The following is a 23039-nucleotide window of genomic DNA, read 5'->3' as shown; positions in this document are numbered from 1 at the left end:
CTGCCCCCGGGCACCGCGTGGGTCAACTACGTGCGCAGTCACGACGACATCGGCTGGACCTTCGCCGACGAAGACGCCGCCGAGTTCGGCATCGATGGCTTCGACCACCGGCGGTTCTTGAACAACTTCTTCGTCAACCGGTTCCCCGGCAGCTTTGCCCGGGGCATCCCGTTTCAAGACAACCCGAAGACGGGCGACTGCCGCATTTCAGGCACAACGGCCTCACTCGCGGGCCTCGAGGCAGGTGACGCGGGAGCCATCCGCCGCATCCTGCTTGCCCACTCGATCGTGCTCTCGACGGGCGGCATTCCGCTGATCTACTTGGGCGACGAGGTGGGCCAACTCAACGACCCGCACTGGGCCGAGGTCGCTGGCCAGGCTGACGACAGCCGCTGGGCGCACCGCCCGCACTACCCCGCCGAGCTCTACGCGCAGCGCACCGACCTCACCACCGACGCGGGCCGCATCTTCGCGGGCCTGCAACACCTGATCGCCGTGCGCCGCGCCACCCCCGAGTTCAGCGGCGGCACCCTCATCGGCTTCGACACCAAAAACCCGCACGTGCTCGGCTACCAGCGCCCCGGCCCCTCGGGCGCCATCGTCTGCTTCGCCAACGTCGCCGACCAACCCCAGACGATTGCCGCGCTCACGCTCTCGGGCCTGCCCGGCACCATGATCGACCTGCTGACGGATGCCCGCCACACCCTGCGCGCCGGCCTCACCCTGCCCGCCCACGGAGTCGTGTGGTTGCGCCCCGACCCCGAGTCGGCGGGCATCCCCGCCCCGGCCCGCACGGCCGTGCTGCCCGACGGTACCCCGCGGGCGCTTTAGCGACGCGGCGCGCTGAGTAACCCCGCACTACGCTGAGGGGATGCGCGGCCACGAGCCGCGCATCCCGAAATCCGTGCTCATCAGCACCGTGCCGCAAGGAGGCAGCCGCCGTGCCCGCAGAGAACCTCACCCGCGTTGAAGCCCACGAGCGCAAGCGGCTGGTCGAGACCGAGAGCTATGACGTCACTCTCGATCTGACGACGGGCGATGAGGTGTTTCGGTCGACGTCGACCGTCACGTTCAGCGCCACGGCGGGGTCGAGCACCTTTATCGATGCGATCACGCGCACGGTGCACAGCGTCACGCTCAGTGGGGTTGAGCTTGATGCGGCGGCGGTTGCTGACGGCACGCGCATCCAACTCGATGGCCTCGCCGCACACAACGTGCTGACGGTCGTTGCCGACCACGAATACACGAACACGGGCGAAGGCCTGCACCGCTTCGTCGACCCGGTCGACGGCGAGGTCTACCTCTATTCGCAGTTCGAGGTGCCCGACAGCCGCCGCGTCTTCGCGGTGTTTGAGCAGCCCGACCTCAAGGCGACGTTCCGCTTCACGGTCACCGCGCCGGCCGCGTGGGTTGTCGTGTCGAACGCGCCCGTTGCCTCGCGCACCGAGAGTGGCGACGCCGCGACCACCGTCTTCGCCGAGACCCAGCGCATCTCGAGCTACATCACCGCGATCATCGCGGGCCCTTACCAGAGCGTGCACAGCGAGCTCACGAGTGCCGACGGCCGCACGATTCCGCTCGGCATCTATGCGCGCGCAAGCCTCTTCGAGTTTCTCGACTCGGACTACATCTTCGACATCACGCGCAAGGGCTTCGAGTACTTCGAATCGAAGTTCGGCTTTGCCTACCCCTTCGAGAAGTACGACCAGCTGTTCGTTCCCGAGTTCAACGCGGGCGCCATGGAAAACTCGGGCGCGGTGACCTTCACCGAGGTCTACGTCTTCCGCAGCAAGGTCACCGACGCCGTGAAAGAGCGCCGCGTCGTCACGATCTTGCACGAGCTCGCCCACATGTGGTTCGGCGACCTCGTCACCATGAAGTGGTGGAACGACCTGTGGCTCAACGAGTCGTTCGCCGAGTGGGCCTCGACGATCGCCACGGCCGAAGCCACCGAGTGGCACGAAGCCTGGACCACCTTTCAGGCCATGGAGAAGAGCTGGGCCTACCGCCAAGACCAGCTGCCGAGCACCCACCCCGTCGTCGCGACCATCAACGACCTCGAAGACGTGCAAGTCAACTTCGACGGCATCACCTACGCCAAGGGCGGCAGCGTGCTCAAGCAGCTCGTCGCGTGGGTGGGCCAAGACGCGTTCTTCGCCGGCGTCGGCCAGTACTTTCAGAAGCACGCGTGGGGCAACACCGAGCTCACCGACCTGCTCACCGAGCTCGAAGCCACGAGCGGGCGCGAGCTCGCCACGTGGTCGCAACTGTGGCTCGAAACTGCGGGCGTCAACACGCTGCGCCCCGAGCTGACCGTCGACGATGCGGGAGTCATTACCGCGTTCGCGGTGCTGCAGAGCGCGCATCCTGATTACCCGACGATTCGCCCGCACCGCATGGCAATCGGCTTCTATGACCTCGTGGATGGTGCGCTCACGCGCACCCACCGCCTCGAGCTCGACGTGGATGGCCCGCGCACTGACGTGCCCGAGTTGGTGGGTATGGATCGCCCCGCGCTCATCCTCCTCAACGACGACGACCTCGCCTACGCGAAGATTCGTCTCGACGACGCCTCACTCGCCGTGGCCATCGAACACCTCAGCAAGATCGAGAACCCGCTCGCGCGCTCACTCGTATGGGGTTCGGCGTGGGACTCGACGCGCGATGCCGAGACCGCGCCGCGCGACTACGTGCGCCTCGTGCTCGGCAACATCGCGAGCGAGACCGAGTCGACCACGGTGCGCACGACGCTCATGCAACTGCTGACCGTTGCGCGCCTCTATGTCGACCCTGCGGCTCGGCCGGGCATCATCGCCGAGATCGGTGACGCGCTGTGGGCTCTCGCTGGGTCGGCCGAAGCCGGCAGCGACAGCCAGTTCCAGTTCGTCAAGTTCTTTGCGAATGTCGCGAGCACTCCCGCTCATGTTGAGACGCTGCGCGGGCTGCGCGACGGCTCGATCGTGCTCGACGGCGTGGAGATTGACACCGACCTCGAGTGGGAACTGCTCGAAGGGTTGGCGCTCAACGGCGCAGCATCCCGTGCCGAGATCGATGCGGCGCTCGCACGCGACAACACCTCGAACGGCCAGCAGGCGGCCGCCCGCGCGGCAGCGGCCCTGCCGAGCGCCGACGACAAGCGCGCGGCGTTCGACTCGCTCGTCGCGAGCGACGACCTGCCCAACGTGATCGTGCGCATGACGACCATGGGTTACACGCACGTCAACGACCCGGGCTCGCTCGACGGGCTCGTGCAGCCCTACTTCGACATGCTCACCGAGGTGTGGTCGAGCCGCACGCACGCGATCGCCGAATACATCGTGCTGGGTCTCTACCCAACTCCGCTCGCCTCGCAGGCGCTGGTGGATGCGACGCGCACGTGGCTCGACGCCACCACCGATGCCTCGCCGGCCTTGCGGCGCCTCGTCACCGAGAACCTCGCGGGCGTCGAACGCGCTCTTGCCGCCCAGGCGCGCGACCGGGCGTAGTCATCATGGTCGCGAGTGCAGCAGCCCCGGGGTTCGACTGGGCAACCTTCTGGGCGACGATCGGCAGCTTTCTCACGACGTATGAGGCGCCGTTCCGCATCGCCGGGGTGATCGTCGGTGCCGTGATTCTGCGCTGGGTGCTCATTGCGATCATCCACCGCGTCGTCGACCGCGTGGTCTCGGGCGTCAAGAAGGCGCAAAACGTCGACGACACCGTCGAGCTCAGCGCTTCGCCGCTGCACGCCGTTCGCGTCGTGCAGCGCACGCGCACGATGGGCACGGTGCTCAACAATCTCGTGACGTGGGCACTCGTGGCAGTCGCCATTGTGCTCGTGCTCGGCGAGCTCAACTTCTCGGTCACGGCGCTCATCGCCTCGGCGGGCATCTTGGGCGCGGCCCTCGGCTTTGGCGCGCAGAACGTGGTCAAAGACATGCTCAACGGCCTCTTCATGGTCTTCGAAGACCAGCTGGGCGTCGGCGACATCGTCGAGCTGCAGTCGACGCAAGGCCCCGTCAGCGGCGTCGTCGAGATCGTGGGCGTGCGCGTGACGCAAGTGCGCGACGTCGGCGGAGTGCTCTGGTACGTGCGTAACGGCGAGATCATCAACGTCGGCAATAAGTCGCAGGGGTGGGCGCGCGTCATCATCGACCTGCCCGCGCCCTACACCTCGGACGTCGACGAGGTGCAGCGCGTGCTGCTCGACACCGCCAACGCCATGGCCGCCGATCCCGAGTTCAAGCGCAAAGTGCTCGAACCACCCGAGATCTGGGGAATCGAGTCGATTTCGGCCGAGGCCCTCGTCATCCGTTTGGTCATGAAGGTGCGCTCGGGCGACCAGTTCGACATGGCGCGTGCGTTGCGTCTGCGCCTCAAGCTCGCCCTCGACGAGATGGGCGTCGCCGTGCCCTCGCTTAATCGCATCGTCATGGATGGCATCGACGCTCGCGAGGCCGCGCGCGCCAGCCGCCGCCCCGTGACGCCACCCGAAGACAGCGACCTGTGACCGAGAGCCCCAGCTTCTACGAACAGGTCGGCGGCCACGAGACTTTCGACCGCCTCGTTCGGCGCTTCTATGAGGGCGTCGCGGCCGACCCCGTGCTGAAGCCCATGTATCCCGACGACGACATGGAAGGCGCCATCTGGCGACTCACCGCGTTTCTCGAGCAGTACTGGGGCGGGCCGGGCACCTATAGCGAGCAGCGCGGGCATCCGCGATTACGGATGCGCCACAACCCTTTTCACATCAACACCGATGCGCGCGACCGGTGGCTCGGCCACATGCGTGCCGCGGTCGAGAGTCTCGCTCTCGCTCCCCTGCTCGAAGCAACGCTGTGGGATTATCTTGAGAGAGCCGCGTTTTCTATGGTCAACACGTTCGAGGAGACACCATGACCGACCCCGCCGTTCCGTCGACTCCCGCCGGCTGGTACCCCGACCCCGCGGGAGGCGCGCAGCGCCGTTGGTGGGATGGCGCGCAGTGGACCGATCACTTTGAAACGCCCTACTCGGCCGCCGCCGCAGCGCTGCCCTCGACGGCGCCCGAAGGCACTGACCCCTACACAACGTGGATCTGGCCGCTGCTGGTCATTCCCGTACTGCAACTGCTGTCGATCTTCTTGATCGACTGGGAGCAGTTCATTGTCACCTCGCTGACCGACACGAGTGTCGCTGGCCAGGCGGCACTCTTCACAACGCCCGGTTATCTCGCCCTGACGGCGCTCGGCTGGATCACCAACATCTTGTTCGTGCTCTTCGCGTTTCTCGACTGGCGCGAACTGAGCCGCCGAGGCGTTCCGCGACCGTTCCACTGGGCGTGGTCGTTCTTGATTCTTGCGAGCGTGTGGCAGGTCTACCCCATCGGCCGCGCCATTGTGGCGCGCCGCCGCACGGGGCGAGGCATGGCGTCACTGTGGTTCACGATCGCCACGATGGTGCTGGCGATCATCATCACGATCGGTCTCACGATCTTCATCGTGCAGTTCGCGCTGACGAACGTCGACCTCACCAACCTCGCCCCCTAGGCAGAGTGCCGCGTCAGCCCTGATCGCTACGTTCAAGGAGACCCCATGACCGACCCCGCCGTTTCATCGACTCCTGCCGGCTGGTATCCCGACCCGGCCGGTAGCGCTCAGCGCCGCTGGTGGGATGGCACGAAGTGGACCGACACCCTCGAAACGCCCTACTCGGCGGCGGCCGCGGCCCAGGCCTTGCGAGCACCTGAAGGCACCGACCCGAACACGCCGTGGATCTGGCTCATTGTCTTTCTGCCGTGGCTACCCACGCTGGGCTTGTTGTTCATTGACTGGTCCGGCTACATCGAGGCCCTTCTCACCGACCCCACCGGCATGAGCGCCGTCACGTTCTTGGTCACGCCGGGCTACCTGCTCATGATTGCGCTCGGTTGGATCACGACCGGACTCATCATCTGGTTCGCCTACCTCGACTGGCGCGAGCTCAAGCGTCGCGGTGTGCCGCAACCGTTCCACTGGGCCTGGATCTTCTTAACCTTTGTCGTGAGTTACGGCGTGTACACGATCGGCCGCGCCGTCGTTGCCAACCGCCGAACGGGTCAAGGGCTGTCGGTCATGTGGGTGACGATCGCGACGTTCGTCGCGGCGTTCATGCTCGGCATCGCACTGTCTATCTTCTTGACAGTGCAAGTAATCAACGGCGTCTCGACGATGACCTTCGCGCCATGAGCGACGCGATCATTGTCGGCGCGGGCCTCGCGGGCCTCGTCGCCGCGGCCGAGCTCGTCGATGCGGGCAAGCACGTCACGATTGTCGACCAAGAGCCCGAGGCCACGTTCGGCGGTCAAGCGTGGTGGTCATTCGGCGGGCTGTTCTTGGTCGATAGTCCTGAGCAACGACGGATGGGCATCCGCGACTCGCTCGATCTTGCTCGTCAAGACTGGGCCGGCACGGCAGGCTTCGACCGAGCCGACGACGAGCATGGGCGCGCCTGGGCCGATGCCTACCTCGAGTGGGCCGCGGGCGAGAAGCGCGCGTGGTTGCGCAGCAAAGGCATCGGGCTGTTTCCGGTCGTGGGCTGGGCCGAGCGCGGCGGTGACACGGCCACACGGCACGGCAACTCGGTGCCGCGCTTTCACATTGTGTGGGGCACCGGCCCGGCGATTCTCGAGCCTTTCGTCGCCACGGTGCGTCGGGGCGTGGATGCCGGCCTCGTCACCCTGCTCTTCCGTCACCGGGTCGACGCGCTGACCGTCACCGACGGTCGCGTGGTCGGCGTGAGTGGCAGCGTGCTCGCCCCCGACACGGCGGAGCGCGGCGCGCCCTCGAACCGCGGTGTGGTCGGCGAGTTCAGCCTCAACGCGAGCGCGGTCGTCATGGCCACGGGCGGCATCGGCGGCAACCATGACCTCGTGCGCGCGGCCTGGCCCGAGCGGCTCGGCACTCCCCCGGCGCACATGGTGAGCGGCGTGCCCGCGCACGTCGACGGCCGCGGGCTCGGCATCGCCGATGCCGCCGGCGCTCGGCTGATCAACGGTGATCGCATGTGGCACTACGTCGAGGGCATCCAGAACCACCCCCCCGTGTGGGCGAAGCACGGCATTCGCATCTTGCCCGGCCCCTCGAGTCTGTGGCTCGACGCGACCGGTCGCCGCCTGCCGACGCCGCTCTTTCCGGGCTTCGACACGCTCGGCACCCTCGCCCACTTGCGCACGACGGGCCACGACCACAGTTGGTTCGTCACGACGCAGTCGATCATCGAGAAAGAGTTCGCGCTCAGCGGCAGCGAGCAGAACCCCGACCTCACCGGTCGCAGCGTGCGCGAGCTGCTGCGCCAGCGGCTCGGCAAGGGCGCGACCGAACCCGTCGAGCGCTTCAAGCGCGACGGCGTCGACTTCATCGTCGCCAACACGGTTGACGAACTCGTGAGCCGCATGGCGGCGCTCGAACCGGATGCTCCGCTCGACGCCGCGCGCGTGCGCGACGAAATCGCCGCGCGTGACCGCATGCTCGACAACGAGTTCGGCAAAGACGCCCAGCTCACGGCCATTCGCGGCGCGCGGAAATACCGGGGTGACAAGCTCATCCGCGTCGCGCCGCCGCACCGGTTGACCGACCCGAAGCATGGGCCGCTCATCGCTGTGCGGCTGCACGTGCTGACCCGCAAGAGCCTGGGCGGCGTGCAGACCGACCTCGACTCGCGCGCGCTCGGTGCTGACGGCTCGCCGATTCCCGGCCTCTACGCGGTCGGCGAGACCGCGGGCTTTGGTGGCGGAGGCGTGCACGGTTACCGCTCGCTCGAGGGAACCTTCTTGGGCGGGTGCCTACACACGGGTCTGCGCGCGGGGCGCGCAATTGCGCGGCAGGCGTAGCGCAGCAGCAGGCGCGGCTGTAGCCAGCTAGTTGCTCAACCGCCAGGCGTTTTGCTTCACGAGCACGTGACCGCGGTTGGTGCTCAGTCGCACCCACGAGCCGGTGGCGAACTGCTGCACGGGGTCATCGCCGAGAAAGCCCAGGCTCTCGAGCGCGAACGCACTGCCAGCAGGCAGGTGGTCAGCCTCAGGAATCGGACGACCCCACACTTCGCTGCGCACGCGATGAACGATCTGCTCGCCCGTGCCCTCGGGAATCGCGGTCGCGACCTCCTCGATTCCCGCACGCGCGGCGGCCGCGAAGACCGTGGGGTCGAGGGGTGACAGGCGCTGCCATCCCCCGCGGGGTGGGCTGATGCCGGCCCACACGATCGTGCTGGCCGCTGCCGGAAAACCGATCGTGACGGCGGTGCCGACTTCGGCGTTGTCTCCGATGGCCGCGAGCGCAGCATCCACTCTCGCCTGCAATGAACGAATCGGCACGACGACGTCGAAGGTGCGCTCGCCCTCGGCCGTGGGGCTCAGGGCCAGCGTGCGCAACCCGAGCACGGTGGGGCCGCGATCGAGCAAACCCCTGGGAGTGATGACGGCGACATACACGGCGAGCACACCCGCATCAGCGATGAGGCGCACGGCGCCTGCCTCATCGAGGCGTAGGGCGCGCGCGAGAAGCACAGAGAGGTCGTGCGCAGCGGGCACAGACGAGAGCGCGAACGCGGTGTTCATCGGTCTCTAGACTACGCGTGTGACTGAGCCTCTTCACGACCCCGTTACTGACATGCTCACGGCGCTCACGCTGGCGAGCTCGGGCGCCCGCACCCGCGAAGACATCTTTACGGCGCCGAGCCTCTGGACTCCCCAGAGGCGCGTCTTCGGCGGGCAAGTTGCCGCACAAGCTGTGCTCGCCGCGATGCGCACGGTCGAGGCTGATCGATTCATCCACTCGATGCACGGCTACTTCTTGCGGCCTGGCGACGACGAACAAGACATCACGTTCTCGGTCGACCGCATTCACGATGGCCGCTCGTTCTCGACGCGGCGCACGCAGGCCTACCAAAACGGCGAGCCGATTCTTTCGATGATCGCGAGCTTTCAAGACGTCGACCCGGGCCTCGAGCACCAGGCCGAGATGCCGGCGGGCATTCCCGACCCCGATGACCTGCCCAGCGCGCGCGACATTCTTGGCCCCATCGATCACCCGGTTGCGCAGTACTGGGCGAACAGCCGCCCGTTCGATCTTCGACACGTGGATGCCCCCGTCTACTTCGCCCCCGGCCCCGACGCCGTGGCGCACCAGGCCGTGTGGTTTCGCAGCACCTCGCCCCTACCCGACGACGACAACCTGCACCGCGCCGCGCTCGCCTACGCGAGCGACTACACGATTCTCGAGCCGATTCTGCGGCGGCACGGCGCCACGTGGGCCACACCCGGACTCAAGATGGCGAGTCTCGACCACGCCATGTGGTGGCACCGCTTCGCGCGCGTCGACGACTGGCTGCTCTACGTGCAAGAGTCACCCAGCGCACAGGGCGGTCGTGGCCTCTCGCTCGGTCGCATCTTCACCCGAGACGGGATGCTCGTCGCGAGCGTCGCGCAAGAGGGAATGGTGCGCGTTCCGCAAGCGTGAGACCCGCTTCTCTGGCCTGAGCGTGTTCTCTCGGGTCGCCGGTCACCGCGGGCCGCTAGCATCGTCGCGTGCGCCTGCCTCCCGACCTGCCGCACGAGCGACTCGATCGCTCGCGGTACGAGCTCGTCACCGACGAGCGATTCACCGGAGCATCGCTCGACCCCGGCCGCTGGGTACCGCACTACTTGCCCCAGTGGAGTAGTCCTGAGCGCTCGGCGGCGCGCTACTCGCTCGGCCCCGAGGGGCTCACCCTGCGCATCGACCACGACCAAGAGGCGTGGAGCCCCGAGTTCAACGGCGAGCTTCGCGTGTCGAATCTGCAGACCGGTGCGCGGTCAGGCGAGGTGGGCAGCGGCTCGGGTCAGCATCCGTTTCGCGATGGCCTTCTCGTGCGCACGGCGCAGCTCGACCAGCGGCTGTGGTTGCCCCACTACGGACTCATCGAAGTGCACCTGCAACCCAGCACCCACCCGCGGGCGCTCACGGCTCTGTGGCTCATCGGCTTCGAGCACGTTCCCGAACAGTCGGGTGAACTGTGTGTTGTCGAGATCTTTGGTCGCGACATCCGCCCGGATGGCTCTGCGCTCGTCGGGCTTGGCGTGCACCCGTTTCGCGACTCTGCGTTGCGCGACGACTTTGTGCAGGTCGAGTCGGCCAGCGACGTGCGCCTCGGGCGCACGTATTCGGTCGAGTGGATGCCCGGCCTCGCCCGCTTCTACATTGACGACGAGCTCGTGGCCGAAGCGGACCAGTCGCCCGACTACCCCCTGCAACTCATGCTCAACCTCTACGAGTTGCCCGATGACGCGGGCCGTCACGAGGCCGACTACCCGCTCACGGCCACCGTGCAGTTCGTGCGCGAGTGGCACCGCATCGGGCGCTAACGCTCGGGCCTATTGCTGCCGAAAGGTCAGCGGCTCTTCGACATAGGGCGCCCACGCTGCGCGCTCGTCATCGGTAATGCGCCGCGGCGCTCCCGTCTCGCGGTCGGCCAACACGATCGTCGTCGACGCGCGCACATAGAGCGTGCGCGGTTCGTGACCCGCGGGGCTGTAGACCTCGTAACAGACCTGCAAGCTCGCACCGCCGAGCTTGCCGATCCACAGCTCCACGTCAATCGGCTCGCGGTGATACGGAATCTGCTCGCGGTACTCGATCTGCTGCGCCGCGATGAGCGTGACCGAGTCGGCGCCGGGCCCCGTCGTGAGCACGGCCGTCGGAGCCCCGTCGACCCCGCCGCCCCAGAACGAGGCGATACGAGCCTCTTCGAGCAGCGTGAACATGCGCGCGTTGTTGACGTGCGCATAGGCGTCGAGGTCGCTCCACCGCAGCGGAATCGCGACGTGAAGGCGCGTCATCGGCGCGGTGCGACGTGAAGGCGCGTCATGACGAGCCGCCCGTTAGTCGCGCGTCAGCTTGCGGTACGCCGAGCGATGCGGCTTGGCGGCCTCGGGCCCGAGGCGCTCGATCTTGTTCGCTTCATAGGCCTCAAAGTTGCCCTCGAACCAGTGCCAGTAGCTCGGGTTCGCCTCGGTGCCTTCGTAGGCGAGGATGTGCGTAGCGATGCGGTCGAGGAACCACCGGTCGTGGGTGATGACCACGGCACAACCGGGATATTCGAGCAACGCGTTCTCGAGGCTGCCGAGCGTTTCGACGTCGAGGTCGTTGGTCGGTTCGTCGAGCAGCAGCAGGTTGCCGCCCTGCTTGAGCGTGAGCGCGAGGTTCAGACGGTTGCGCTCACCACCCGAGAGCACGCCGGCCTTCTTCTGCTGGTCGGGGCCCTTGAAGCCGAACTGCGACACATAGGCTCGCGACGGAATCTCGGTCTTGCCGACCTGGATGTAGTCGAGGCCGTCGCTCACGACCTCCCACAGGGTCTTGTTGGGGTCGATACCGCCACGGCTCTGGTCGACATACGAGATGTCGACCGTCTCACCGATCTTGAGCGAGCCACCGTCGAGCTCTTCGAGCCCCACGATCGTCTTGAAGAGCGTGGTCTTTCCCACACCGTTGGGGCCAATGATGCCGACGATGCCGTTGCGCGGCAGCGTGAACGAGAGCCCATCGATGAGCACACGATCGCCGAAGCCCTTCTTGAGCTTCGTCGCCTCGATCACCTGAGAGCCCAGACGCGGGCCGACGGGGATGACGATCTCTTCAAAGTCGAGCTTGCGCGTCTTCTCCGCCTCGGCAGCCATCTCTTCGTAACGAGCAAGGCGGGCCTTCGACTTGGCCTGGCGACCCTTGGCGTTCGAGCGCACCCACTCGAGTTCGCTCTCGAGGCGCTTCGCGAGCTTGGCGTCTTTCTTGCCCTGCACTTCGAGGCGCGCGGCCTTCTTCTCGAGGTAGGTCGAGTAGTTGCCCTCGTAGGGGTAGAGACGACCGCGGTCGACCTCGGCGATCCACTCGGCCACGTGATCGAGAAAGTACCGGTCGTGGGTGATAGCAATCACGGCGCCGGGGTACTTCTGCAAGTGCTGCTCGAGCCACAGCACGCTCTCGGCGTCGAGGTGGTTGGTGGGCTCGTCGAGCAACAGCAGATCGGGTTTCTCGAGCAAGAGCTTGCAGAGCGCGACGCGACGCTTTTCTCCACCGGAAAGGTGGGTCACCATCTCGTCTCCGGGCGGGCAGCGCAGGGCATCCATCGCCTGCTCCAATTGCGAGTCGAGGTCCCAGCCGTTCTGGGCATCGAGCTCTTCTTGCAGCGTGCCCATCTCGGCGAGCAAGGAGTCGAAGTCCGCGTCGGGGTCAGCCATCGCGAGCGAAATCTCGTTGAAGCGGTGCAGCTTGTCGGCGAGCTCGCGCACACCGTCTTGCACGTTCTCGAGCACGGTCTTGGTCTCATCGAGCTCGGGCTCTTGCATGAGGATGCCCACGGTGTAGCCGGGGCTCAGGCGCGCTTCACCGTTCGACGGGGTGTCGAGGCCCGCCATGATCTTGATGATCGTCGACTTTCCGGCGCCGTTCGGGCCGACCATTCCGATCTTCGCGCCCGGAAAAAACGACATCGTGACGTCATCGAGAATGAGCTTGTCGCCCACCGCCTTGCGGGCGCGGACCATGGTGTAGATGAATTCGGCCATGCCCTCAGTCTAGAGAGACCGTGCGTCCTACCAGGCACTTGCCGGTGCCCAACACGTCACCCACTGACGTCGTGACGGCTCCGTCGGCGACCTGCCCCAGCAGACACTGACCGTCGATGAGAATCGAAAACAGAATCGAGTCTGCACGGCTTCCGACACGGGTCGCGTGATCGGTTACCTGCAAAGCCGCTCGATCGAAACCGGCAGCCACGAGCGTGTCAGCGATTTCGAGGCTTGTCATCTGCGGGCTCACCGAAATGAGCCGTGCCATGACGTACTCGACATACGGGCGGTTCTGGCCCGCTGTGCCACCCTCAACGCGTTCGGGAGCAACCGTGGGCGTGGGTGTCGGCGATGCCGTGCGGCTCGACGACGTGGTCGGTCGAGGCATCTCGGTGGGGGCCACACAGCCGGAGAGCATCAGCGACATCGCCACGACGACAGCAGCGAGCGTGACTCGCTGCCGAGCCACAGGTACCTCGCCCATCACCAGCTCCGCATCCCGATCGCCGTATGCGACCACCGGCCGATTCTAGGGCGCGCGCATCCGTCACACCTGCGTCGTTCGAATTGCGAACATCGCCGCCGCCTACTGTTTGCGCACGGCGGATGCTCCGAGCAGAATTCAGACAGAACGCAAGGTGGGCGGTGGTCGGGGGACCACCAAGGCCCGCCCGTGCAAGCGCACCACATTCGTTCGGGTCGAATGTGAGACGCTGACGGGAACGGTCGTTCGTGGTCTTTTCGGGTAAGACCACGGGCGGCCGTTCTGTGTTCTGGGCCCTTCTGGGCCAGCGTCGCACGACATGCCACACTCGAGCGAAGTGAACGAAAGCAGAGTTGCTGATGACTGTTCGTGAAGCACTCGGTGGGCCGTGGGCGGCACACTGGTTGTTTCTCGTCGGGTTGCTCCCGCCCACGACACTGCTCGTGTTGCTACAAGAGTCAACAACGCCCTACCCCGAGTGGTGGTGGCCCCTCGTCTCGGCGACCGTGCAGCACGTCGTTGCTGGCGCGACCATCGTGCTCGGAGGGGCGATCGCACGGCGCCGACACGACATCATTCCTCTGCCCACGGTTTTCGCGATTTGGGCAATCGCCGCGTTCGCCCGCGGCTACGCCGCAGGAGTCATTGCCGAGCGCGTCGCGGGCGTCGATCCTCAGTTCGCAACACGAATCGCCATCTGGCTGCTCGCCAGTGTCGTCTGGCTTCCAGCGATGGTTTACGCCGTCGCACAGTTCGAACGCCGTCGGGCCCTTCTCGGCGCCATCGCGGTTGCCGAAGATGCGGTGCACAGTGAGCAGCCCCACACGGATGAGACACGAGCCCTGGTGCAGCAGCAATTGCGCCATGCGGTTGCCGATTCCCTCGCTCCCGCCCTCAACGACCTGCAAGCGAGTCTCGAGGCCACTCGAGACTCGCTCGACCGCGCTTCGGTGGCCGAACTGAGTTTGCGGCTCTCACGCCTGCACGACCACACGGCCGACCTCTTGGAGTCAGCAGATGGCGTGGCCGCGACGACCCCGGTCATCCGGGCCGGCCTTCGACAGGCACTCGATGTGCCGCCCCGACTGCCGTGGCTGTCGGCCGCACTCGTGACGGGATCGACCGTCGTGCTCGTGCTGTTCGATGTCTGGCGCATTTTTGGACCCCTTGCCGCCGTCGAGCTCATGGTCGCTACGATCGCGGCAGGCCTCGTGCTCGGGCTCGTACCGACGATCGTCGGGGCCGTACGGCCGTCGTTGCTCACCCAGCACGGACAACGCATTAACGCTGTCGCGCTCGTGCTCAGCATTGCCGTCAGCGGCTACCTCATGCTCAACAGCGGCATCGACCCAATCACGTGGCACGGGATGCTCGTTGTTCCGTTGCTCGCCGTAAGCCTCACGATCGCGAGCGCGATGTATTACTCGGCCATCGTGATGGCCGATGCCAACGCCGAGGCCCACGCTCGGCTTTCTGTGTTGCAGGCCGACCTGGCTGAACTGCGCGCCACGAACGATCACATCGTTGCGCGTGAACGCCAACGGCTGTCTGACCTGATGCACGGCCCCGTGCAAGGACGAATCGCTGCATGCATCATGGCGCTCAATTTTCATTCACACGCCGACACGACCGTCGACCAGGCTCGAGAACTTGCCACGGCTGTTCTCGACCACGTGCGAGCGATTGCCCGCGACCTCGATGACATCGCCGCAGCAGATCCGCGTTCGCCCGACCCTGTTGATCGATAACCCCCTCGAACAGAGGCCAGCGAGCTCTCGAGCCTTCGCCGTACACTTCACGCATGAGCGCGCCAGAGACTGTGCGCACGACGGTGCTCGTCGCCGACGACGATGCGCTCGTGCGGGGCGTCTTGCGCATGGCGCTTACCCGTCTGGGCTTCGAGGTTCACGAGGCCGCCGACGCGACGCAGACGGTCGAGGTCGCTCGCGAGTGCTATCCGGCTCTCGTGGTTCTCGACGTCAACATGCCAGGGGGGTCGATCCACGACACCCTCGATGCCCTTCGAGACATCAATCCCGAGATTGCTGTATTGGTTCTGAGTGGAGAGGCGGGCCCGCCGTCTGATATCACCGGGCCGCTCTGTGCTTTTGCGCGTAAACCCATCGAGCTTGATGATCTCGTGGCGCTCGTGCACAGATTGCTCTCACCGCAGGCCCAACGGCAGGCGGGGCCATCATGACCGCGCAATCTGCCCGCGCTCGCCACGAGCTCACTCGCCTTGTCGATGCACTGCGCATTGCAACCCGACACAGCCCCGATGCCGCGTTTGTGATCGACAGCGAGAAAACGCTGCAGATGGCCAACCCCCACTTGTGTGCTGCGCTCGGGCGCTCAGAGCACGAACTCACGGGCCGGCCATTCGATCTGTCGGCGCGATCGACCGATCCCGTGCAGGTTCACGCGGCCCTGGCCACAAGCTTGGGGGGCGAGACGGCACGCTACCGCGCAACCGGAACGATGCCCGGTGGCGATGCGTTCGTTGCCGAAGTAACCCTGATGCCCCTGCGTATCGACGATGAGGTCGTGGGCGTTTTCGGCACCTCGAGCAACCTTACGGCGATCGAGCGACACGACCGAGAAGCACGACGCAGTGATGACCTCGTACGACTAGCCGGCCGCCTGGCCCGATTTGGCGGGTGGTCAGTCGATGCCGACTCGGGGGCGATCGCGTTGTCGGCGGGCGCTCGGGAGATTCTCGGTATTGATCCCGCCCTCACCGAGATCACCGCGCTCGCGTGGGCTCGCTTTCCTGACCACGACCGGACGGTGATGGAGGCCCTCCTCCACGAATGCCTCACTGCCGGCTCGCCGTTTGAGATCGAGGCAATCATGTTCTCGACGACGGGCGATCGGCTGACGATTCGCACGATTGGCGAAGCGGAACGTGACGGCGATGGTCGTGTCGTGCGCGCATACGGCGCCATCTGGGATGTCACCGACATCGCCGCAGCGCGAGAGCGAGAACGGGCACTCGAAGCCCGACTCAGCCTGACCCTGAATTCGATTGCCGACGGCATCATCTTCGCTCACGCCGACGGGGTGATCTCGTTCGTCAATCAGCACGCCACTGAGCTGATCAGGCGAACCGAGGTCGAGGCCCTGAGCGTAACGCTCAACGAACTCTTCGCCGGTGACCAGGGCCAGGGCTTTCGCGAGTGCTTCGCGACGGCCTTGGCAACGAGCGAGCAACGCGCTTACCGCGGTGTCATGTTTGCGCCGGACTACTGGATCGAGTGCACTGCTTTTCCGACGAGCGATGGGCTCGCGGTGTATGTGCGTGACGTCACGGACGACGAGCACTCCCGACGCGTCGCGCGCCACGCACAGGCTCAGGTGGAACAGCAAGCCGCGCTTCTCGACGCGGCTCGAGACGCGATCATCGTTCGCGACCTCGACTACCGAGTGCACTACTGGAACAAGGCTGCCGAAGAACTGTACGGCTGGTCTCGCGATGAAGCGATGGGCCGACGAGTCAGCGAGTTGATCTACGACGACACCGCACAACTTGATCGCGCCTCGGCCATAACGATGCGTGACGGGTATTTCGCTGACGAGGTGCACCAGATCACGCGAGACGGTCGCCAGCTCGTCGTCGACTGCCGGTGGCAAGTGATCCCCAATCCCGACGGTGACCAGACGCTCATTCTCGCCGTCAACAGTGACATCACCGAGTGGCGGCGAGAACAGGATGCTCGACGGCGAGCAGAGCGCATGGAGGCGCTCGGCACCCTGGCGGGAGGAATCGCCCACGACCTCAACAACATGCTCACGCCGATCTTGATGTCGGTGCAGCTGCTCGCGCTCGATGAAGAGGATGCGGGCCGGCGCGAACTGCTCGCGTCGACCGAAACTGCCGTGAAGCGCGGCGCCGACATGGTGCGACAAGTGCTCTCGTTTGTGCGCGGCGTCGACGGCCGACGAATCGAGGTCAACGTTGATCACGTCGTCGACGAGTTCGTCGCGATCACACGAGACCTGCTGCCCCCAGGAATTGACCTCACGGTCACTCGCGCTCGCCATCTTTCGGGCACCATCGGAGATCCGACGCAACTCGTGCAAGTACTCGTCAATCTCGCAACGAATGCCCGCGACGCAATGGACGACTCCGGACACCTCACAATCACGGCCGACGAACTCGATGTCGACGAGGGTTACCTTTCGGTCAGCCATCCTGCCGCTCCCGGCAGGTACATCATCATTGGCGTTGAAGATTCCGGACACGGCATGACTGCCGAGGTTCAGGAAAAGATCTTTGAGCCGTTCTTTACGACGAAACCTCCCGGACGAGGCACCGGACTCGGGCTCGCGACGTCGTTGGCCATCATTCGAAGCCACGGTGGCTTCATGCAGGTGTACAGCGAAATCGGTCACGGCTCACGATTCGTCGTGGGTTTACCCGTGGACGCACATGGCGAGCGCGAACATGAGCCGCCGGCGGAATCTGCCAGCGCACTGCCCCGCGGCGACGGCGACGTCATCCTTGTCGTCGACGATGACGACGACATCAGCCGAGTCGCTGCCGCCACACTCGAAGCGAACGGGTATCGCACGCTAACCGCGCGAAACGGACGAGAGGCGATTGACCTCATCGAGAGTGGCGCACATTCCGTCGATCTCGTTCTCACCGACATGATGATGCCGGTCATGGATGGCGCGGCCACGAGCGCCTACCTAGAAGAAAACCATCCGAACATTCCGATCATCGCCGCGAGTGGGTTCACCGCGGGTAGCGGGTCTGCGTCGATCGGGCTCGGAATCGCCCGCTTCATCGCCAAGCCCTATACGACAAGCCATCTCTTGACCAGTATTCGCGATACCCTTCGCGAGCATCGATCAGCCGGAAGGGTAGACGATGAATGACACTGAGTCTCGGTTGTTGCGAGTTGTCGTCGCCGACGACGACACCTTCACGCTGTCGCTCGTGAGTGGTGGATTGGCCGCGAAAGGCTTCACCGTGACGACCGCCACGACCGTGGCCGAGGCAATCGACGCCGTGCGAGAGGTTGATCCGCACGCTGTCATCAGCGACCTGAACTTCGGCACGACAGAAACCGGTGCCGAGCTCTTGCAGACCGTGGCCGACGAGTTTCCGTGGGTTGGTCTCGTGGTGCTGACGTCTCATCGCTCACCCGAGCTGGCCGTCTCGAACCCCGAGAAGATTCCGTCATCTGCGGTGTATCTCGTGAAGTCACAACTCAGCCGCATCGACGACCTTGCCGATGCGGTTCATCGGGCGATCAGCGGAGACCCGAGAGAGAGCGATAGCGCTCGATCGCATCGCACCGATGACGACGTGCCGTCGGTGACGGCGGCGCAAGCAGAGGTATTGCGCCTCTTGGCCGAGGGCGCTTCGACTCGAGCGCTCGCTGAAGCCCGAGGAACATCGGTACGAGCCGTCGAAACGATGCTCAATCGTCTCTTTGTGGCTCTCGGCCCAGATACGGGTGAAAACGCGAACCCCCGCGTCGCTGCCGTGACTCTCTGGCAGCGCGGGGGGATCCGCGTTCGATAAGGCCACTCTCGCGACGCCCTAGAACGGCGTGGCTGATGCCCCGTTCGCCATGAGCTGGAGTTCTGCGTCGTCGTCGGCGAGCGCCGTGTTGTCAGGTGCGCGCTCGGGCGCGGCAAACGCGTCAGCGCCACCCTCGGTCGGTGGTGCCGACTGATCGGCACCGTCAGCCTTCGACGACATCACGCTGCGCGTGAACGTGGCACGCCCCCAGGCCAGGTCGTGCCCAATCGACTCAGCGTCAATCTCAATGGTCGTGCCCGACTTTTCGCCGCTCTCCCAATCGCGAATGCGCACGCGCCCCGTCACGATGACGCGCTGGCCCTTCTCAACCGAGGTTGCCACATGGGTTCCGAGCTGTCGAAATGCCGTGATCGTGTACCAGTTGGTGTCGCCGTCGACCCACGAGTTTTGCGTGCGGTCGAAGCGGCGCTGATTCGACGCGAGTCGAAACGAGGTGATGGAAAGACCCTCGCTTGTCACGATGTGACGCGGGGTGGTGGCCACAAGGCCCGTGAGGGTGATGATGTCGGTCATGGTGTGCTCCTGAACGTCGACAGGCGTGCCGGCGCCAGAAGGAGACGCCGGGTGGGCGCCGGTGGTTCGTGCCGGAGAACACCGGCGCCCGCGCACAGAGTGCATGGCCTGCGGCGTGCTCGGTCAGCACACACCGCGAACAGGGAGTCGCCGCCCGGCTTGGTCGACTGGTGAGGAGTCGCGCGACGGCTGTTCTCTAGGAGGACGACCACTGCGCGGCGTGCAGTCGCGCGACGGCCTCGAGCAACAGGTCGAGGGTGAACTCGAATTCGAATTGCTCGTCGCACGCCCCGGTCACATGCCGCGATGCCGAGTCAGCGGCGATCGCAGCGATGTGCGGAAACCGGAACGCCATGGCCGCCACCATGGCCGCCTGCTCATCGGCAGACGGGGCCGACGAGGGCGCCGATTCCTGCGCAGGCGGGCTTGAGAACGCTTCGGGGCTAAACCCCCAGATGCGGTGACCTAGGGCGTGCATGGCGTGGTGCACGAGGTCGTACGAGAGTCCACCCGCCGCGAATTCACCGGCCACAGCATCCATGTGCCCCAGCACTGCTGGCGTGCGCTGCGTCGCCGATTCGATCGCCGTTCGGAGCCACGGATGCTGGAGCAGAGCATCCCGTGCCGCCAACACGCGCTGCCGCACCCCTTCACGCCACTCGAGCCCGGGCGGTGGAGCCGCGTAGCCCGCCACAATGGCGTCGATCATGGCGGCCACGAGGTCGTCTTTGTCGGTGACGTGCTTGTAAAGAGCCATCGGCACGACGCCGAGTTCAGCCGAGAGACGCCGCATGCTGACGGCGGCGAGGCCTTCGCGGTCGGCAAACGCCACCGCCGCGTGCACGACTGCTGCACGATTGAGCGGCGGTGACGTGCGACCGGTCGGCGCGGGGAGGTCGGCGGCCATCACCATGGCCTTCGGCTTGACATGGTGTACAGCGTACGCCTATCGTGGCGCTCGGCCAAAGTGTACGCCGTACACCCATGAGGCCGAGCATCCCGAAAGGACACCATGACCACCGACCGCCGCCTCGCCCTCTGGGCGGGCATCTTCTACCTGGCAACCTTCGTCACATCGATTCCTGCCCTCGCTCTCAAGACCCCCCTGCTCGTGGGCGAGCCTGCGTACACGCTCGCCACCTGGGGCCTTGTGCTCGAAGTCACGTTGGCCTTCACCTGCGTGGGAACCGCGATCGCGATCCTGCCGATCGCCCGCCGAGTGAGTGAAACCCTCGCTGTCGGGTTCGTCGTCTCGCGCACCATGGAGGCCGGCGTGATCCTCACGGGCGTCGTCGCGGTGCTTGCCCTCATCGAGCTGGGCCCCACGTCGGCGGCCGCCCCCGTGCTCGGCGAGTTGCACGATGCGACCTTCTTGCTCGGCCCCGCATTCATGTCGTCGATCAACGCGTTCTTGCTCGGCACGATCATGCTGCGCGGCCGCCTCGTGCCGCGCGTGATTCCGATCATCGGGCTCATTGGCGCCCCGATGCTGCTGCTCTCGTCATATGGAGTCGTCCTGGGTCTGTGGGAGCAGACGGGACCGGTCGGCACGATCGCGGCCCTGCCCATCGCGCTGTGGGAGTTCTCGCTCGGTGTCTGGCTCATCGCCAAGGGCGTGCGCACGACCGCACCCGACTCGGCGCTGAACACCACCGCGTGAGCATCGAGGCGGCGAGGGAACCGCGGCGAACGACCCGTACTCTGGTCGTATGGCCGATACCAATGATGCTTACCTCGCCGCCTCGAACCGCTATGAGCTGATCGACTACGCGCGCGTCGGCCGTAGTGGCCTCAAGCTGCCCCGCATTTCGCTCGGCCTCTGGAACAACTTCGGCGACGACCGACCGCTCGAGACCCAGCGCGCGATTCTGCGCCGCGCGTTCGACCGCGGAGTGACTCACTTCGACCTGGCGAACAACTACGGCCCGCCCGCGGGAAGCGCCGAAGAAAACTTCGGGCGCATCCTGAATCACGACTTCGGGCGGTATCGCGACGAGCTCATCATCTCGACGAAGGCGGGCTACTACATGTGGCCGGGCCCCTACGGAGAGTGGGGTTCACGCAAGTACGTATTGAGCTCACTCGACGCGAGCTTGAGGCGCATGGGCGTTGACTACGTCGACGTTTTCTATCACCACCGTCCCGACCCCGACACTCCCCTCGACGAGACCATGGGGGCACTCGCGACGGCCGTCACGAGTGGCAAGGCGCTCTACGCGGGCATCTCGAACTACGACGCGCAGCAGACGCGCGAGGCCCACCGCGTGCTCGGCGAGATGGGCATCCCCCTCGTTATTCACCAACCGCGCTACAACATGTTCGACCGCCGAATGGAAGACGGGCTGTTGGATGCCCTCGCCGAGCTCGAACTGGGCAGCATCGTCTTCTCGCCGCTTGCTCAGGGCTTGCTCACGGGCCGGTATCTCGATGGCATTCCCGCCGATTCGCGCGCGGCCGAGGGTCGCTGGATCAGCGGTGACAACATTGATGAGGCATATCTGGGCCGAGCGCGCGCGCTGAACGCCATCGCTGAAGCGCGCGGCCAGTCGCTCGCACAAATGGCCCTGCTGTGGGTGTTGCGGCACCCGCAGGTGACGAGCGCGCTCATCGGCGCGAGCAGTGTGCGTCAGCTCGACAACAGCCTCGACGCTCTCAATGCCGCGCCGCTCACGGCCGATGAGATTGCGGCCATCGAGCCGCACGCGGTGCACGGCACCGGCTTGAAGCAGTAGTCGATACCCCGTGGGATACCTCTACGCTCTGCTTGCCGCCGTGCTCTTCGGAGCGAACGGCAGCGTCACGAAAGTCACGATGGAAGCCGGGCTCACCCCCGCTCAGGTCACCGAGTTTCGCCTCGTGGGCACCGCCATCATCGCGGGGCTCGTGTTGCTCGCCATCGATCGCACGGCCTTTGTGCTGCCCCGACGCCAGTGGCCGATCATGCTGTTACTCGGCGTTGTGGGTGTTGCGCTGCTGCAAGCCACCTACGCTGCGGCCGTGCAGATCTTGCCGGTCGGTATCGCTCTGCTGCTCGAGTACACCGCCGTGCTCATGGTGGCGCTCGTCGCGTACTTCATCTTTCGCGAACCCGTAAAGGCCCGGCTGTGGGTGGCGATCGCGTTCGTGCTCGTGGGCCTCGCCGTGGTCGCCCAGGTGTGGGCCAGCACGCTCGATGCGCTGGGCGTGGCTCTCGCCCTCGCTGCGGCTGTCTGTCTCGCGGTCTACTTTCTCGTCGGCGAGCGCCAGGTCGCGCGCACCTCACCTCTCGCCGTGTCGTTCTGGACGATGAGCATCGCGGCCGTGTTCTGGAGCTTCGTCAGCGGCTGGTGGGAGCTCTCCCCCGCAATCTTCGCCACTCCCGTCGACATTGGTGGCGCCGCCGGCACGCTCGAGGTTCCCATGGCCGTGCCGCTTGCCTGGAATGTTCTGCTCGGCTCATTCGCGCCGTTCTTGTTGAGCCTGGCCGCCTTGCGACACTTGCCGGCAACCGCGGCCGGCATCGTCGCGTCGAGCGAGGTGATCTTCGCGTTCGCTGTCGCGTGGCTCTGGCTCGGTGAGACCCTTGACCTCGTGCAGATTGTCGGAGCCGCCGTCGTGCTCGCGGGGATCATCCTCGCCCAGACAGCGAGGGTCGGAAAAGTCATCGATGCCGACCTCGCTCTCGGCACGGGGCCAATCGTGACCGAGGCACCGCGTCGGGATCGATCTGCGATCGACTAGCGCGCGGGCTGGCTCGCTAGTGGGTCGCGTCGTAGGCCCGACGTGACCACATCGACACGTGGTGGTGCATCTCGGGGATGAGCGGTTCGTGCTCGGGCTTCATGAGCACGCTGCGCATAATGCGCGCGCGGTCGACGTCGGCCTCGAGGGTGATGCCACGTGCCTCGAGCTGGCTGGGAGTGACGACATAGGTCGCCAGGTGCGTCTGCTGCGGTCGCGTCGTGTCG

At 65.8% G+C, this 23039-nt stretch carries 22 protein-coding genes and 1 pseudogene; 16 read left to right on the top strand and 7 right to left on the bottom strand.

Going from position 1 to position 23039, the window contains the following annotated elements:
• The 7 genes from SFU54_RS07995 to SFU54_RS07965 form a co-directional block, all read left to right on the top strand.
• Nucleotides 1-831 (top strand): DUF3459 domain-containing protein (locus tag SFU54_RS07995; protein WP_319015753.1); only part of this gene is annotated, 831 nt, incomplete at its 5' end.
• Nucleotides 832-941: 110 nt separating this feature from the next.
• Nucleotides 942-3485 carry an aminopeptidase N gene (gene pepN, locus SFU54_RS07990; protein WP_319015752.1) on the top strand — a complete coding sequence of 848 codons (2544 nt, stop codon included), beginning with the start codon at nt 942-944 and terminating at the stop codon, nt 3483-3485.
• Between the two features lie 5 nt (nt 3486-3490).
• Nucleotides 3491-4489, top strand: a complete 999-nt coding sequence (locus tag SFU54_RS07985; protein ID WP_319015751.1) for a mechanosensitive ion channel family protein — start codon at nt 3491-3493, stop codon at nt 4487-4489.
• Complete coding sequence (locus tag SFU54_RS07980; RefSeq protein WP_319015750.1) at nt 4486-4878, top strand: globin; 393 nt, start codon at nt 4486-4488, stop codon at nt 4876-4878. The genes SFU54_RS07985 and SFU54_RS07980 overlap by 4 nt, the downstream gene beginning before the upstream one ends.
• The gene (locus tag SFU54_RS07975; protein WP_319015749.1) at nt 4875-5507 is read left to right on the top strand and encodes a DUF2510 domain-containing protein; all 633 of its coding nucleotides are present in this window, start codon (nt 4875-4877) and stop codon (nt 5505-5507) included. Before SFU54_RS07980 ends, SFU54_RS07975 begins: the two co-directional genes overlap by 4 nt.
• Before the next feature lie 45 nt (nt 5508-5552).
• On the top strand, nt 5553-6185 hold the full coding sequence (locus SFU54_RS07970; protein WP_319015748.1) for a DUF2510 domain-containing protein: 633 nt from the start codon (nt 5553-5555) through the stop codon (nt 6183-6185).
• Nucleotides 6182-7828, top strand: coding sequence for an FAD-binding dehydrogenase (locus tag SFU54_RS07965; RefSeq protein WP_319015747.1), 1647 nt, complete (start codon nt 6182-6184; stop codon nt 7826-7828). The genes SFU54_RS07970 and SFU54_RS07965 overlap by 4 nt, the downstream gene beginning before the upstream one ends.
• 27 nt (nt 7829-7855) lie before the next feature.
• Here SFU54_RS07965 and SFU54_RS07960 read toward each other — a convergent pair whose 3' ends face one another.
• On the bottom strand, nt 7856-8554 hold the full coding sequence (locus SFU54_RS07960) for a hypothetical protein (protein ID WP_319015746.1): 699 nt from the start codon (nt 8552-8554) through the stop codon (nt 7856-7858).
• A gap of 52 nt (nt 8555-8606) precedes the next feature.
• Between SFU54_RS07960 and SFU54_RS07955 the strand changes: the two genes are divergently transcribed.
• Nucleotides 8607-9455 carry an acyl-CoA thioesterase II gene (locus tag SFU54_RS07955; protein WP_319015754.1) on the top strand — a complete coding sequence of 283 codons (849 nt, stop codon included), beginning with the start codon at nt 8607-8609 and terminating at the stop codon, nt 9453-9455.
• A 68-nt stretch (nt 9456-9523) separates the two neighbouring features.
• Nucleotides 9524-10339, top strand: coding sequence for a glycoside hydrolase family 16 protein (locus tag SFU54_RS07950; RefSeq protein ID WP_319015745.1), 816 nt, complete (start codon nt 9524-9526; stop codon nt 10337-10339).
• Between the two features lie 9 nt (nt 10340-10348).
• Here the strand turns inward: SFU54_RS07950 and SFU54_RS07945 are convergent, their stop codons facing one another.
• The 3 genes from SFU54_RS07945 to SFU54_RS07935 are packed head-to-tail and all read right to left on the bottom strand — an operon-like array spanning nt 10349 to nt 13061.
• Nucleotides 10349-10813, bottom strand: a complete 465-nt coding sequence (locus SFU54_RS07945) for a thioesterase family protein (RefSeq protein ID WP_319015744.1) — start codon at nt 10811-10813, stop codon at nt 10349-10351.
• 42 nt (nt 10814-10855) lie between these two features.
• Nucleotides 10856-12538, bottom strand: coding sequence for an energy-dependent translational throttle protein EttA (ettA, locus tag SFU54_RS07940; protein WP_319015743.1), 1683 nt, complete (start codon nt 12536-12538; stop codon nt 10856-10858).
• Nucleotides 12539-12542: 4 nt separating this feature from the next.
• On the bottom strand, nt 12543-13061 hold the full coding sequence (locus tag SFU54_RS07935; RefSeq protein ID WP_319015742.1) for a DUF6993 domain-containing protein: 519 nt from the start codon (nt 13059-13061) through the stop codon (nt 12543-12545).
• Nucleotides 13062-13384: 323 nt separating this feature from the next.
• Between SFU54_RS07935 and SFU54_RS07930 the strand changes: the two genes are divergently transcribed.
• Genes SFU54_RS07930 through SFU54_RS07915 form a run of 4 tightly spaced genes read left to right on the top strand, consistent with a single transcriptional unit; the run spans nt 13385 to nt 18558 of the window.
• Nucleotides 13385-14773: a hypothetical protein gene (locus SFU54_RS07930; protein ID WP_319015741.1), complete on the top strand. Its 1389-nt coding sequence runs from the start codon at nt 13385-13387 to the stop codon at nt 14771-14773.
• Between the two features lie 53 nt (nt 14774-14826).
• Nucleotides 14827-15225, top strand: a complete 399-nt coding sequence (locus tag SFU54_RS07925) for a response regulator (protein ID WP_319015740.1) — start codon at nt 14827-14829, stop codon at nt 15223-15225.
• Complete coding sequence (locus SFU54_RS07920; RefSeq protein WP_319015739.1) at nt 15222-17906, top strand: PAS domain S-box protein; 2685 nt, start codon at nt 15222-15224, stop codon at nt 17904-17906. Before SFU54_RS07925 ends, SFU54_RS07920 begins: the two co-directional genes overlap by 4 nt.
• On the top strand, nt 17899-18558 hold the full coding sequence (locus SFU54_RS07915; protein ID WP_319015738.1) for a response regulator: 660 nt from the start codon (nt 17899-17901) through the stop codon (nt 18556-18558). The genes SFU54_RS07920 and SFU54_RS07915 overlap by 8 nt, the downstream gene beginning before the upstream one ends.
• Nucleotides 18559-18576: 18 nt before the next feature.
• Here the strand turns inward: SFU54_RS07915 and SFU54_RS07910 are convergent, their stop codons facing one another.
• Nucleotides 18577-19092: a single-stranded DNA-binding protein gene (locus tag SFU54_RS07910; protein WP_319015737.1), complete on the bottom strand. Its 516-nt coding sequence runs from the start codon at nt 19090-19092 to the stop codon at nt 18577-18579.
• A gap of 196 nt (nt 19093-19288) precedes the next feature.
• Complete coding sequence (locus SFU54_RS07905) at nt 19289-19999, bottom strand: TetR/AcrR family transcriptional regulator (protein ID WP_319015736.1); 711 nt, start codon at nt 19997-19999, stop codon at nt 19289-19291.
• Nucleotides 20000-20104: 105 nt separating this feature from the next.
• Here SFU54_RS07905 and SFU54_RS07900 point away from each other — a divergent pair, with 105 nt between their 5' ends.
• Genes SFU54_RS07900 through SFU54_RS07890 form a run of 3 tightly spaced genes read left to right on the top strand, consistent with a single transcriptional unit; the run spans nt 20105 to nt 22812 of the window.
• Complete coding sequence (locus SFU54_RS07900; protein WP_319015735.1) at nt 20105-20752, top strand: DUF4386 domain-containing protein; 648 nt, start codon at nt 20105-20107, stop codon at nt 20750-20752.
• Between the two features lie 49 nt (nt 20753-20801).
• Entirely contained in the window at nt 20802-21824 is a 1023-nt protein-coding gene (locus tag SFU54_RS07895) for an aldo/keto reductase (RefSeq protein ID WP_319015734.1), read from the top strand.
• Nucleotides 21825-21834: 10 nt separating this feature from the next.
• On the top strand, nt 21835-22812 hold the full coding sequence (locus SFU54_RS07890) for a DMT family transporter (protein WP_319015733.1): 978 nt from the start codon (nt 21835-21837) through the stop codon (nt 22810-22812).
• 16 nt (nt 22813-22828) lie between these two features.
• Here SFU54_RS07890 and SFU54_RS07885 read toward each other — a convergent pair.
• Nucleotides 22829-23039, bottom strand: a pseudogene (locus SFU54_RS07885) (hypothetical protein); the annotation flags it as partial.

The organism is Microcella sp. (genome assembly GCF_033763155.1).
In the GTDB taxonomy this organism is placed as follows: Bacteria; Actinomycetota; Actinomycetes; order Actinomycetales; family Microbacteriaceae; genus Microcella.
Note: the sequence above shows the minus strand (reverse complement) of the source record. Positions and strands in the feature narration are given on the sequence as shown.

Coding starts and splice junctions, on each gene's coding strand:
- SFU54_RS07970 (WP_319015748.1), top strand. CDS start 5,553: ATGACCGACCCCGCCGTTTCATCGACTCCTGCCGGCTGGTATCCCGAC.
- SFU54_RS07900 (WP_319015735.1), top strand. CDS start 20,105: ATGACCACCGACCGCCGCCTCGCCCTCTGGGCGGGCATCTTCTACCTG.
- SFU54_RS07915 (WP_319015738.1), top strand. CDS start 17,899: ATGAATGACACTGAGTCTCGGTTGTTGCGAGTTGTCGTCGCCGACGAC.
- SFU54_RS07910 (WP_319015737.1), bottom strand. CDS start 19,092: ATGACCGACATCATCACCCTCACGGGCCTTGTGGCCACCACCCCGCGT.
- SFU54_RS07905 (WP_319015736.1), bottom strand. CDS start 19,999: ATGGCCGCCGACCTCCCCGCGCCGACCGGTCGCACGTCACCGCCGCTC.
- SFU54_RS07945 (WP_319015744.1), bottom strand. CDS start 10,813: ATGACGCGCCTTCACGTCGCGATTCCGCTGCGGTGGAGCGACCTCGAC.
- SFU54_RS07965 (WP_319015747.1), top strand. CDS start 6,182: ATGAGCGACGCGATCATTGTCGGCGCGGGCCTCGCGGGCCTCGTCGCC.
- SFU54_RS07895 (WP_319015734.1), top strand. CDS start 20,802: ATGGCCGATACCAATGATGCTTACCTCGCCGCCTCGAACCGCTATGAG.
- SFU54_RS07925 (WP_319015740.1), top strand. CDS start 14,827: ATGAGCGCGCCAGAGACTGTGCGCACGACGGTGCTCGTCGCCGACGAC.
- SFU54_RS07960 (WP_319015746.1), bottom strand. CDS start 8,554: ATGAACACCGCGTTCGCGCTCTCGTCTGTGCCCGCTGCGCACGACCTC.
- SFU54_RS07975 (WP_319015749.1), top strand. CDS start 4,875: ATGACCGACCCCGCCGTTCCGTCGACTCCCGCCGGCTGGTACCCCGAC.
- SFU54_RS07985 (WP_319015751.1), top strand. CDS start 3,491: ATGGTCGCGAGTGCAGCAGCCCCGGGGTTCGACTGGGCAACCTTCTGG.
- SFU54_RS07930 (WP_319015741.1), top strand. CDS start 13,385: ATGACTGTTCGTGAAGCACTCGGTGGGCCGTGGGCGGCACACTGGTTG.
- ettA (WP_319015743.1), bottom strand. CDS start 12,538: ATGGCCGAATTCATCTACACCATGGTCCGCGCCCGCAAGGCGGTGGGC.
- SFU54_RS07920 (WP_319015739.1), top strand. CDS start 15,222: ATGACCGCGCAATCTGCCCGCGCTCGCCACGAGCTCACTCGCCTTGTC.
- SFU54_RS07955 (WP_319015754.1), top strand. CDS start 8,607: ATGCTCACGGCGCTCACGCTGGCGAGCTCGGGCGCCCGCACCCGCGAA.